The sequence below is a fragment of the Moraxella lacunata genome, assembly GCF_002027545.1.
Taxonomy (GTDB): domain Bacteria; phylum Pseudomonadota; class Gammaproteobacteria; order Pseudomonadales; family Moraxellaceae; genus Moraxella; species Moraxella lacunata.
This window is the reverse complement of sequence record NZ_MXAN01000019.1, coordinates 1-12,745: the sequence shown is the minus strand read 5'-3', so window position 1 is coordinate 12,745 and position 12,745 is coordinate 1. Positions and strand designations below refer to the sequence as shown.

12 protein-coding genes and 1 CRISPR repeat array (1 of these 13 cut by a window edge) are annotated in these 12,745 nt (G+C 43.0%); all 12 genes read left to right on the top strand.

All coding sequences use genetic code 11. From position 1 onward, the window contains the following. Window positions 1-258: a CRISPR direct-repeat array (repeat unit 28 nt; unit sequence GTTCCTTATCGCATAGATAACTTAGAAA) (it extends 372 nt beyond the left edge of the window). A 142-nt stretch (window positions 259-400) separates the two neighbouring features. The 12 genes from folC (at window position 401) to B5J94_RS03640 (ending at window position 12,673) form a co-directional block, all read left to right on the top strand. Beyond that, window positions 401-1,720, top strand: coding sequence for a bifunctional tetrahydrofolate synthase/dihydrofolate synthase (folC, locus tag B5J94_RS03695; protein ID WP_062498270.1), 1,320 nt, complete (start codon window positions 401-403; stop codon window positions 1,718-1,720). Between the two features lie 86 nt (window positions 1,721-1,806). Then, entirely contained in the window at window positions 1,807-2,931 is a 1,125-nt protein-coding gene (locus B5J94_RS03690) for an SPOR and LysM peptidoglycan-binding domain-containing protein (RefSeq protein ID WP_062498269.1), read from the top strand. A gap of 342 nt (window positions 2,932-3,273) precedes the next feature. Further along, on the top strand, window positions 3,274-5,451 hold the full coding sequence (locus B5J94_RS03685; RefSeq protein ID WP_062498268.1) for an ATP-binding protein: 2,178 nt from the start codon (window positions 3,274-3,276) through the stop codon (window positions 5,449-5,451). A 72-nt stretch (window positions 5,452-5,523) separates the two neighbouring features. Further along, window positions 5,524-5,886, top strand: coding sequence for a response regulator (locus tag B5J94_RS03680; protein ID WP_062498267.1), 363 nt, complete (start codon window positions 5,524-5,526; stop codon window positions 5,884-5,886). A 231-nt stretch (window positions 5,887-6,117) separates the two neighbouring features. Next, window positions 6,118-6,573, top strand: a complete 456-nt coding sequence (locus B5J94_RS03675) for a chemotaxis protein CheX (protein WP_062498266.1) — start codon at window positions 6,118-6,120, stop codon at window positions 6,571-6,573. Between the two features lie 295 nt (window positions 6,574-6,868). Further along, window positions 6,869-7,678, top strand: a complete 810-nt coding sequence (gene rpsB / locus B5J94_RS03670; RefSeq protein ID WP_062498265.1) for a 30S ribosomal protein S2 — start codon at window positions 6,869-6,871, stop codon at window positions 7,676-7,678. A gap of 149 nt (window positions 7,679-7,827) precedes the next feature. Continuing rightward, entirely contained in the window at window positions 7,828-8,706 is an 879-nt protein-coding gene (tsf, locus tag B5J94_RS03665; protein WP_062498264.1) for a translation elongation factor Ts, read from the top strand. A 174-nt stretch (window positions 8,707-8,880) separates the two neighbouring features. Then, window positions 8,881-10,419 carry a TonB-dependent receptor plug domain-containing protein gene (locus B5J94_RS03660; RefSeq protein ID WP_062498263.1) on the top strand — a complete coding sequence of 513 codons (1,539 nt, stop codon included), beginning with the start codon at window positions 8,881-8,883 and terminating at the stop codon, window positions 10,417-10,419. Window positions 10,420-10,450: 31 nt separating this feature from the next. Beyond that, on the top strand, window positions 10,451-11,227 hold the full coding sequence (locus tag B5J94_RS03655) for a TonB-dependent receptor (RefSeq protein ID WP_062498262.1): 777 nt from the start codon (window positions 10,451-10,453) through the stop codon (window positions 11,225-11,227). A gap of 98 nt (window positions 11,228-11,325) precedes the next feature. After that, window positions 11,326-11,964 (top strand): orotate phosphoribosyltransferase, encoded by a 639-nt coding sequence (gene pyrE, locus B5J94_RS03650; RefSeq protein ID WP_062498261.1) that lies wholly within the window; start codon window positions 11,326-11,328, stop codon window positions 11,962-11,964. Between the two features lie 8 nt (window positions 11,965-11,972). Continuing rightward, complete coding sequence (locus B5J94_RS03645; RefSeq protein WP_062498260.1) at window positions 11,973-12,212, top strand: hypothetical protein; 240 nt, start codon at window positions 11,973-11,975, stop codon at window positions 12,210-12,212. After that, a complete protein-coding gene (locus B5J94_RS03640) occupies window positions 12,209-12,673 on the top strand; it encodes a type II toxin-antitoxin system VapC family toxin (RefSeq protein ID WP_062498259.1) in 465 nt (154 codons plus the stop codon). Before B5J94_RS03645 ends, B5J94_RS03640 begins: the two co-directional genes overlap by 4 nt. Window positions 12,674-12,745: the final 72 nt, after the last annotated feature.

The window sequence follows — 12,745 nt, the reverse complement described above, 5'->3', positions numbered from 1 at the left end:
GCATAGATAACTTAGAAATCAGACGTCAAGACCCCATGTTACAAGTAAGGGTTCCTTATCGCATAGATAACTTAGAAAATTTTTATCGCCTTATATTTTGGCTATTCTTAGTTCCTTATCGCATAGATAACTTAGAAATGCTAGGGCAATGGCATCATCGCCTGTTAATGGTTCCTTATCGCATAGATAACTTAGAAAAAATCAAAAATTTTGAAAAAAGGTATTGGCAAGTTCCTTATCGTATAGATAACTTAGAAAACTCTCGGCATTGGCGACCCACTTGGTATTTTGCTCCTTATCACACAGATAATTTAAAACCACAAAACCACCCCAAAATTCCATTTGAAAAAATCCCCAAAATCATGCACAATACCTCAAATTTTTAACACCAAAAACACCCATGAACACCCCCCAAACCATCTCCGAATGGCTCAATTATATGGGCAATATTCACGTCTCCGCCATTGATATGGGGCTTGACCGTGTGCTACCTGTCGCCCAAGCGTTGGGCGTATTAAAAGACGACTTGCCACACCGCCCTTATGTGTTCACAGTCGCAGGCACCAATGGCAAAGGGTCGACTACCGCTCTCATCAGCGAGATTTGCACCCAAGCTGGCTACAAAACCGCCCTGTATCAATCGCCCCATTTAGTTAGTTTTAACGAACGCATTAAAATCAATGGGACAGATATTAATGATGAATTATTGATAAAAGCCTTTAACGCCTGTGAAAAAGCACGCACGGACTGCCATGTTTCTTTATCATTTTTTGAAATGACGACATTATCGGCATTTTGGATTTTTAAAGAATTAAAGTGCGATGTTTGGGTATTGGAGATTGGCTTGGGTGGACGACTTGATGTGGTTAATATCATTAACCCTGATATTGGCGTGATTACTAATATCGGCATTGACCATATTGAGTGGCTGGGCGATGATAGAGAAAAAATCGGTTTTGAAAAAGCAGGGATTATCCGTGATGATATGCCCGTCATCTATGGCGAGCATGATATGCCAAATAGTGTATCTCAAATTATCCATGACAAAAACGCCAAATGCTACCATTATGGCAGGGACTTTATTTATCAAGCACATGATAAATATTGGATATATGCCAATGGGGCGATGACATTAGATTTGCCAAAGCCAAATATCGCTCTGATAAATGCCAGTAATGCCATCAGTGCGATATTGGCAAGCAAATTAACTATTGGGATAAATGATATTGAAAACGGCTTAAAAAATGTCAAATTATCAGGGCGATTTGACAAAAGAATGATAAATAACAAACAATGGATTTTTGATGTTGGGCATAATACGCATGGCATACAGTTTTTAATGGATTTATTTATCCCATTTTGGCAAACTGTTAAAGATAATCGCCCTACTGCCAAATTGCATTTTGTCTTTTCTATGCTTGCCGATAAAGACATTGATGACGTGTTAGCATTTATTGGTGCGTTTGATTTGCCGATTTGTGCATGGCACATTGGCAAGATTGATAATGTGCGAGCCGTGACAGTGGACGAACTGCACACCAAAATCGCCACGCATTTACCAAACAGCACCGTTTATGCTCATGACAGCATTGCCCAAGCGGTGGCAAGTGTAGAGACACAGGCAGGTCATGATGATGTGATTTTGTGCTTTGGCTCGTTTCATACGATAGGCGAGAGCCTCATTGCACTAGGGCTAGCGAACGACCCACGCACTTTATAAGAAAATTGTAAAATCAGGATAAATCCGATTGGCTTTATTGTCTTTTATGGTAAAATAAAAACATTGCTAACAGACGTGATAAGACGATGATTTCAAAACAGTTATTATTAGGATTAAGTTTGGTTTTGGGCGGTGGTGTGATTTTATATGCCGTCAATCAAGGGCAAAGCGACACCGCCCAAAACGTACAAACTGCCGAGACCACCCCCCAAACAGACAACGTGGCGACCATTGCCGATGACGGCGTAGCTCGTCCGACCGTTGAGCCTTTGACCGTGGACATGGCGACCGAGGATAAGCTTTTGACCGCCAAACAACAAGCCCGAGAAGCTCGCACGCTTGCCCAAGAAAAAGAAGCTATGGCACTCATCGAAGCCCAAGAAAAGGCCCAGCAACTGGCTCTTGACAAAGCGACCGCTGAACAAAAAGCCTTAGCCACAGCCACGCCTGCCGATACTTTGACGGTGGAGACACGCCCCGAAGCCATTGCCGCTGCCAAGGCACAGGCGGAGCGTGAACGTTTGGAAAAACTTGCCAAAGAAAAAGAGCTAAAAGCCAAAAAAGAGCAAGAACAGCGTGAAAAAAACGACAAAGAAAAAGTCAAGGCTGATAAGCTAAAAGCCCAAAAAGAACAAGCTGAGAAAGATAAAGCCGAAACAGAGAAAAAAGAACAAGCCAAAAAAGCCCGTGATGAAGCCCCACAAAATGCCAATAATGGTCAGCACAAAGTGGTGCGTGGCGATGGTTTAATTAAGCTGTCTCGTCAGTATGGCGTGCCTGTCTCTGCCCTTGCCGAAGCCAACAACATGGGGCGACACGACCCCTTACCGCTTGGCAAAACCATCAAAATCCCATCAAAAGCACAAGTGGCACGCTTAGAGCGAGAAGCCAAGGAGCGAGAAGCCAAAGAGCGGGCTGCCGCCAGTGCCGATAAACGCCTAAAAGAAGCCCGCCAAAGAGGCAGTGATGGCGACAGCAATGCCCGTTACGGCGTGCAAGTGTCGCTTGCCAATAACCAAACCAAAGCCGATGAGCTTGCCAAAAAATACCGAGATGCTGGCTATACGGTCAGTACCAGTCAGACCAGTCGTGGCGTGCGAGTGTTGGTTGGATCAGAAAAAAATCAAGATGCCGCCGCCGCCTTGCGTGATAAAATCAAAAATGACAGTCGTGTGGATGGCAGTGGTGCATGGGTGAAGCGTGTTCAGTGATGTTTGTGTACCTTACAAAGTAATTGTTGGCAAATTTGCTAAGCTTAATTGATATTCTTGATGATAATTTTATGCAAACTAACGATTTTTTGATGATAATTGTGTTATAATGTTGGATATTATTCCAAATTTTGTAGTAAATACGTAACACTTGTAACCAATCATCATGGCTAATGGGGGTCATTCGGCGGTGAATGAGATGGTTTTTGTGTGATGATGAAACTTGGGCAAACTTTATAGATGCTTTTATGTTTTGGTGTTTTATCTCATACTAAAAATATCCAAAATAAATACAGTTAGAATTGTAATAAAAGCGTCAGTCACTTCTAGTTGGGAGTATTCATGTCTCAAAATACCACGCCAGCCACAGGGCGTTATCGGGGTCTGATCATCTCGATGTCGCTTTTTATGGCATTGATTTTTATTCTGCTTGCGTTTACATTTTATGCCTCAAACGTACTAGAACGTAACGCTACCTTGGCGGATGCCACACACTGGGTTGCCAACGACACCCAGTCACTCATTAAAGATATTTTTGACATGCAGTTAAGTTATGGCGAGGACATCACATCTCCTCACATGAAAACGGTATTGTCTCGTCTGGATGAAACGTCAAAATCCATTGAATCAACCCTAAGTGCCATTGAGCATGCTGGCATCTATCATGACTCTCATGGTGAAACTCACCAATTGCCAAAGCTAACGGATTCAGAGGCCGTCGCTCATTTGGAGATAGCACGTGAACAGTGGAACGCTCTAAAACCTAGGGTAGAGGCATATTTGGCGGTGGCAGGCGACATCACCGCAGATTCTAGTACGCCATTGCGTTTGGCAGGTGAGCAAGCCAAAATCTCATCTTTGGCGATGAATGATGCTTTGCATGAATTAACTTTTAGTGTAACACGTGCTGCTGAGACCCAAGCTGGTAATATTCGTATCATTCAGATCATTGGGGTGGGTGCGATTTTGGTGTATTTTGCTGTGTTTATTCTGATTGTATTAAGACGTCTGCGTCAATCGGATGCCGAAACCGAAGCGGCACGTCAAGAGACCACAGAGATTATGCAGACGGTAAACACAGGTCTGTTCCTGCTTGACAGAGACCTAAACATCGGTCAGCAGCACTCAAAAGCTCTGACCGACATTATCGGTACTAAACGCTTAGGCGGTGAGAACTTAACCACCGTTCTTCGCAATCGCATCTCTGATAAAGACCTTGATACCACACAAAAATTCATTGACCAGCTATATAACCCACGTGTTAAAGAGAAACTTGTGGACAGCTTGAACCCTTTGAATAAGGTCATGATTCAGCGCGAGGGTGGAAATGGCACGAGTGAGAACCGCTATCTTGATTTTAAATTCTCTCGGGTGTATGAAGGCAAAGACATTGCCCGTATTTTGGTGAACGTCAATGACATCTCTGATGCGGTGCGTCTGGAACAACGTCTAGAACAAGAACGTGCCCAAAATGACATGCAGATTGAGATGCTGACCACCATTTTGAACGTAAATCCTACGGTTATTGGCGAATTCATTGACAATACGCACAAGCATATTGAAAAGATGAATAACACGCTAAAAAACCCAGGCAGCTCGCAATTTGAACTACAAAATAAAACCAAATCGCTATATCGTGAAATGCACAGCTTAAAAGGTGAGGCATCAGCATTAAAGTTGCACAGTTTTACTAAGATTGCATCAGAGGCAGAAAATAAACTGCACGCATTGCAAAACCAAGCAACACTCTCAGGTAATGACTTCTTGCCATTGACCGTACATTTGGATGAGTTGTTGAGCTTATCTAATACCATTACTGGTCTAGGTGAGCGTATTAACACAGCAGCACGTAATATGATGAATCACGGACATCAAGAGGTTGGTGCTAAGACCCAAGAGGATTATCTAAGAAGTGAGACAACTCAGACAACAGAACAGCAAGAAACTGTGAATGCCAAAGAAGAGTTGGGTGCGTATTTAGAGCAGTTTGCCCAAGACATCGCTGAGCGTCAGGGTAAACTTGTACAGCTAGATACCCAAGGACTGGAAGGTCAAAATATTCCTGCACGCCTAAAAACCGTAACCAAAGAATTGTCTGTTCAACTACTTCGTAACGCCATCGTGCATGGTATTGACTCGCCCGCTGCTCGTGTTCAAAATGGAAAAGATGAGATGGGCACTGTCAAAGTGATGATAAAAACTCATGCAGGTGATGACAATAGCGACTTTATTTTTAGCATAGAGGATGATGGCAAAGGCATTGATTATGAGGCCATTCGTCAGCGTATCATAGCCAAAGGTACTTATACCGAAGATGAAGTGCACGCCTTTGAGAAGAGTCGCTTGTTAAACATACTGTTTTCCTCAGGGTTTAGCACCAAAGACCAAGCTGATGAAGATGCAGGGCGAGATGTGGGGTTAGACATTGTCAAAGACCGTGTCAAAGAGTTTGGTGGTAAGATTAATGTTCAAAGTGAAGAAGGTCAATTCTGTCGCTTTGTGATTAAACTGCCCATGTAATTAATTTTAGTAGTCGAAAACCCATAAGTGCTGTATCATGAGCAGGCTTATGGGCATTCTAATGGAGTTTATATGTATAAATTAATGGTTGTTGATGATTCAAATATCATCAGAAATCGTATTCAGCGTGCTTACAATAACGAAACATTCATGTTGGTTGCCACAGCATCTAATGGTGCAGATGCCGTTGAAAAATTTCAACTACATAAACCCGATGTGGTGACCATGGACTTGACCATGCCACAAATGGACGGTTTGGAATGTATTGAGAAGTTGGTTGCTTTGGATGATGGGGTGCGTATTTTGGTGGTTTCAGCACTCTCTGATAAAGCCACAGGCATTCAAGCATTATCACTGGGTGCCAGTGGTTTTTTGTGTAAGCCATTTTCTGATGAAGAACTGGTTGCAGCACTTGATGAGCTCATGCACGATTGATTGGTATTCGGCGGATAATATCCGTCGGTGATTTATAATTTTAAAAAGTTGATAAGACTTTTTGTTTGCTTTACTTAAATGTTTAAGCGTTTTTCTATTATTTTGATATAAATAAAATATTTTATTTGTATTAGTGCCATTAAAATCAAACAGATTTTAAGCATCATTTCATTGATGAGTTGATAGATATAACCTTAAACAAGGTATGGCATGACACTTTGAGAAGTATTTATGAAAGCAGAAAAATTAAATATTTTTATCAGCTCGGTTATGGCATTTTTTGACCAAGTTGGTGAAAAACTAACCGATGTAGACACTCCATATCTAAACAGCAACGCCACACCGCTTGCCTATGATTACAGTGGTATTATCACCATCACAGGCCCTTTAACTGGCTGTGTGTACGTGAGTGCAGAGACGCCATTGCTTCGTGATTTGCTTATCACGTTGGGTGAACCTGAGAACTCATTGGCACTATTAAAAGACCTTATCGGTGAGGTGGCAAATACCGTATCAGGTAATGCACGTACAGAATTTGGCTCTGATTTTATCATCTCGCCACCTAAGATTGTTGATGGGGCGCCAAGTGCAAACTTTTTGCCCAAAGATAAGCGTACTTATGTCATTCCTTTTCATTGGCACGAGCATGATGGCGTGATTGGCATCTGTGTTGGTTATAGCAACTAATTCATTGTCTTTATCATGAATCCGCCCATCAAGCAAATAACTTTTTAAAAAGTGTGTTGCAGGTGGGCGGATTTTATTGTCAGGGATACCAATCTATGCTATAATGAGTGGCTTTTTTAAGCATTTTACTTTAACTTTAATGACACACACGAATTAAAGTCCTAAATATACTTTTTGCAGGACTTGCTTTTGGCTTGTCGGGGTGTTTGTTTTATTCAAAATCTTTATAGGCTTTATAAGACAAATTCGGCAAGGCTCATTCGTGGAGGCATAACCCAAACTTTAAGGACACATCATGTCAAATCCTACTCAAATCGCCATGCGTGACTTGTTAGAAGCTGGTGCTCACTTCGGTCATCAAACCCGCTACTGGAACCCTAAGATGAACCAATACATCTTTGGTGCACGTAACGGCATTCATATCATCAATCTTGAACACACTGTTAAGCAATTCAACGAAGCCCTAACTTTTGCTAACCAACAAGCTGCTAACCGTAACAAAATTCTATTTGTTGGCACCAAGCGTGCCGCAGGTCAAGCCATCCGTGAGCAAGCACAACGTGCGGGCATGCCATATATCGACCATCGCTGGTTGGGTGGTACATTGACCAACTGGAAAACCATTCGCCAATCCATCACTCGTCTAAAAGAGTTAGAAAAGCAAGCCGAAGATGGCACCTTTGCCAAGCTAACCAAGCGTGAAGCCCTAGAGCGTACTCGTGACATGGAAAAATTAGAGCGTGCTTTGGGTGGTATCAAAGACATGAATGGTCTGCCTGATGCGATTTTTGTGATTGACGTTGATCATGAAGCCATTGCCATCAAAGAAGCCAAAAACCTAGGCATTCCTGTGATTGGCGTGGTTGATACCAACTCAAACCCTGATAACGTAGATTATGTCATCGCAGCCAATGACGATGCCATTCGTGCCGTTACTCTATATGCCACTGCCATGGCTGATGCCATCATCGCTGGTAAAGAATATGCCAAAACCCAAGGTAAGGGCGATGAGTTAGATCCTGAAAAACAAGCCAGTCGCAATAACGCTACTGCCGATGTTGAAGATAAAGTTGACCAAGCAGGTCAAGTGGTAAATAACTACTGATTTGACATTGGGGCGTGTTGTGTTATTTGCACATGTCAATAATAAAGCGACATGGGTCATCAAATTCGATACGCTCCAATTAATGACTTATTGTATGTATGAGTCATTGCATTTTAAATTCAATCATCAGCAAATAAAAGGTAAAAACCATGTCTCAAGTATCTGCAAAAACCGTAAAAGAACTCCGTGACCGTACTGGTCTTGGCATGATGGAATGTAAAAAAGCCCTAGAAGAAGCAAATGGCGACATTGAGCTTGCCATTGATAACCTACGTAAGTCAGGTCAAGCCAAAGCCGCTAAAAAAGCAGGTAACATCGCCGCTGATGGTGCCATCATCATAGCTCAAACTGCTGGTAAGGCACTACTACTAGAAGTAAACTGCCAAACCGACTTCGTTGCCAAAGACGAAAACTTTACCGCATTTGCCAACAAAGTCGCTGAGCTTGCCCTAGCAAACAACACCACGGATGTAGCAACCATCTCTGCACTATCTTATGAAGATGGCGTGAGCGTAGAAGAAGCTCGTGTTGCCTTAGTACAAAAAATCGGTGAGAACGTACAAGTTCGCCGTGCCGAAGTCATCGAAGGTGCCAACCTAGCCGCTTACCGTCATGGTCTGCGTATCGGTGTGGTTGTGTCTATGGATGGTGGTTCGTCAGAACTTGGTAAGTCTGTTGCCATGCAAGTGGCTGCCTTTAATCCATTGGCGGTCAATGAAGAAAATGTACCTGCCGATATCCTAGCTCGTGAAAAGGACATTATTGAAGCCAAGGCCAAAGAATCTGGTAAGCCTGAGACGGTCATTGAGAAGATGATCACTGGCGGTATCCAAAAGTACCTAAACGAAGTTACTTTGGTCAACCAGCCTTATGTCATTGACAACGATAAAAAAGTTGGCGATGTGTTAAAAGCTGAAAATGCCACTGTCATCAGCTTTAAACGCCTAGAAGTTGGCGAAGGCATTGAGAAAAAGCAAGAAGACTTTGCCGCTGAGGTTGCTGCCGCCCAAGCTGCCGCTCAAGGTTAATATATCACTACCTAAAAACCCAATCTGATGATTGGGTTTTTTATTGTCTGTACTAACGGGTTGATATGTTGTGATGTAAGATTGGGATTTGGACTGTTGTTTAGAATTCATGCAAAGATATTTGTTGTTTTTATGTAATTGTTATGTAATAATATATCTTTTTTTGAGGTAATTATGCATTTACGTACATTAAATTTGATGATGTTGGCGGCATTGGCTCAGACGGCAATGGCAGAAGAGTTGCCCAATGTTCAATTGCCTGCAATGACCATCTATCTTGATGATAAAGCACCGAATACCACTTATGTTTATAACAAATCATCAGACAATAAAACGCTTGGTGATGCGGTTAAGGGCATCTCAGGCGTGCAGAGTAGTAGTTTTGGTCCGCATGCAGGCTCGCCCGTTGTACGTAGCTTATCTGGCAATCGAGTTAATATTACAGAAAACGGTATGGCGGTCAATGGGCTAAATGCCATGAGTGCAGGGACAAATGTCGCTTTTGACCCAGTATTTCATCGCTTGGTCGGTGTGCAAAAGTTTAATAATGTCGTAAAAGAAGGTGGTCATGCCATCGGTGGTAGCGTAGAGATTGATGGTGGTCTTGTACCAAAGCATCTTGATGATGAGCCTGTGGGGCTTGAAGTGCATTTGCAAAAAGGTTTTAATGACATTGATTCGCATGGCATTAAGGCGAATTTTAACAACCAAAAAAACATCAGTGTCAATGTCTTGTATTCCACTCAGCAGTTAGATGGCTATGACATTGTGGGGGCGAGCAAGGCGGGGGTGTGTGACAGTCAATTAATTTCACGCAACCAATACGGGCTTGGTTATAACATGAATTTGGTTAATTCATGCCAACGCCAGCCTGTCATCAAAAGCGAATTTAACATCGCGTCCAAAAAATACTATATGCCTGATTATTATGACATAGCAACAGGCAAGATTCGTGATAGATACAGTGATTGGGGACTTGGATTGGCAGATGTGTTTACCAATACGCCAAACCCCAGATATAAAGACAATCCCCACTATGTTGCAGGCACCCCTGACAAGATAGAGAAAGTGGACAAAATTTTGGACATTGCTGAAAATTATCATAAAAAACTAGGTAATAGCGACCTTGAAAATCATCGTTTGGGCGTGGCAGGCAGTTATTTTTGGCAAGGGCATGGCAAAAGCAATTATGTCGCTTTATCTGCCGATACAAAGCACAGCCGTTATGGACTGCCTGGTTTTTCTATGTCCAATTTAGGGGCAGGGCTTGATTATAAAAGCGGTCAGCCCGTGCGTATTGATGGTACGCAAAATAAACTGGCCGTTGAAGCACAGACGCACCACGCCTTACCTTGGCTAAATCGCATGACACTTCACGCAGGCTGGGTTCATGAACAAAGCAAAGAGAGTGTGGGAGAGCAGTTGGCTAATGACTACCGTTTTCGTACCAGTCAATTTGCCACATCGGCTTATCATCAGCCTGGGCCATTCATGTCGGGTGTGATAGGGGTAAATGGCTCTAAAAGACAGGTTCAAGGAGCAGGTGAATCGGTGTATCTGCCTAATGTAGATACAACAACTTATGGGGTGTTTTTACAAGAAACGCTATCATTGAAGCCTGTGGATTTAACATTGGGCTACCGTCATGAACGTGTTGAACACGATATTGTGGGCGACTTTACCACGCATCGTAATGCAAGAATGCAGAGCTAGAAGGTAAAAATATGGGCTAGACAGCTATGATTTGCAGGCATCGTTTCGTCCGTTTGACCGAGTGGGCATTAAGGCTCGCTATGCCGATAGTCAAAGAGCACCCGATATTAATGAGCTGTACGCATCCAATTTGCATTATAGCATCATGGCACACGAAGAAGGTAATCAGAATCTAAAACCAGAGCGGGTAAAAAGCAAAGAGTTATCTGTGTCATTTGATGGTTCGGATTTTGATGTAAATGCATCGGTGTATGAAAACAAGTTCACCGATTACATTCATATGGCATCAAGCGGGGCGATTACAGGTGGGGCGAGAATGCCATTAAAATACTGGCAACAAAATGACGTTCAGGTAACGGGTTTTGAGATAGATGTGAGTCGGGATTTTGATTTGGGTCGTTATGGCAGTATGACGATATCGTCGTTTGCTGATTTGGTCAAAAACAAACATCTAAATGCCAGCGAAGTGGCTTTACATAATGACGGTATCTATATGCCAAACATGCCAACCAATCGCTACGGACTTGGGATTAAGTGGGAGTATCAGGATTGGCAAGTGGGTATTGATGGCGTGCATTATGATGAGCCACGTTATCAAAATGCCAAGAGTGAGACAGCATTGCCTGCCTACACACTTGTCAGTGCAGATGTGAAAAAGGACGTGTATTGGTTGGGCAGTCCGATGACGTTGCGTTTTGGCGGTACGAATCTGCTTAATGAAGACGCCCGCCCACATAACTCACCCTTGCGTTATATCGCTCCGTTGCCCGCCAGAGCTTTTACTGTTGGTGTTACAGCACGATTTTAATGAAAAAACGCACTATTTCGGTGCGTTTTTTATTGTAAAAAATTTGGGAAATTTGTCAAAAACAGAGTACAATAGCATTTATTTCATCGGAGATTTTTATGTTTAACAAAAACGAATTTATTCAACTGCTGCTTGATTATGGCGTTTTAAAATTTGGCGAATTTACCCTAAAATCAGGGCGTGTCAGTCCCTATTTTTTTAATGCAGGGCTTTTGTCTAGCGGTAAGGCGTTGGATATGCTCTCAAACGGCTATGCTGATATTTTGGCAAATGAGTTAGGCGATAATCCCACGATTTTTGGGGCGGCATATAAGGGCATTCCGTTTGTGGCGACTACCGCCCAGACGTTGTGGCGTTCGCACGGCATTGATACTGCTTGGGGCTACAACCGTAAAGAAGCCAAAACGCATGGCGAAGGGGGTAACCTTGTCGGAGCGGACTTGTCGGGCAAATCGGTGTGGGTGATTGACGATGTCATGACCGCAGGGACGGCTGTGCGTGAAGTGGTTGAGATTTTAAAGGGTGCAGGGGCGAGCCTTGCTGGGATTGTCATCGCCCTTGATCGCAAAGAGCGTGGGCAGGACGAGCGTTCGGCAGTTCAGCAAATCAAAGATGATTTTGGCGTGCCTGTGTTTGCCTTGGTGGATATTGATGATATTATTGGCTTTTTGCAAGCCAAAGGCGAGACCGAGTATTTGGCAAAAATGCAAGCCTACCGCGAGCAGTATGGCGTATAGGGGGTGTTATGGCAGTGGTTGAAAGAACGTTTGTAATTGATGAAAGCATTGCCAAGCAGTTGGACGAACTTGTGCTTTTTGATGAGCAATCAGAGTTTGTCAGCGAAGTGCTTGCCAAGCAAATTTATCAAATCAACAAGGAAAAACTGCTTAAAAAAATGCAAACGCTACGCCAATCCACCAAAGCACCTGACGGCATTTCTACCACAGATATGATTTATCAGTTGCGACAAGGCGGACAGGTGTGAAATCTCATTTTGCTGATAGTGTGGTAATTGATGCCAACGTTTTTGTCAAACTGCTACACGCCGAACATGACAGCCCGCTAGCTTTTGACTTTTTGGATTATTGCATTGCTCACGATATTTTAATCGTTGCTCCGACACTTTTTGATTATGAAGTTATCTCGGTTTGTGTGCGATTGCACATTGAGTTAAATGAGATATTGGCGTTACTCGCGGATTATCGGGCGACCAATTTGGTGTTGCAAGTGCCTGACTTTGACGACTGGCAATTGGCGAGTAAAATCTGTCAAGACGGCAATGCCAAAAGTGGCTATCCGTCCATGTATGACAGCATTTATCAGGCAATGGCAATCAATCGCAACATCACGTTTGTGAGTGCCGACACTCGCCACATTGCCAAAGCCAACAAGCATGGCAACGTCTGTGCGTTGGCGGAGTGGCGTGATATTTTTAACCATTTTTAATATTTTGCTAGTAATCTAAAAAGTATGCCAAACTAGGTTTTCCGTTCGCCCTTGTATCAACCCAACACCAAA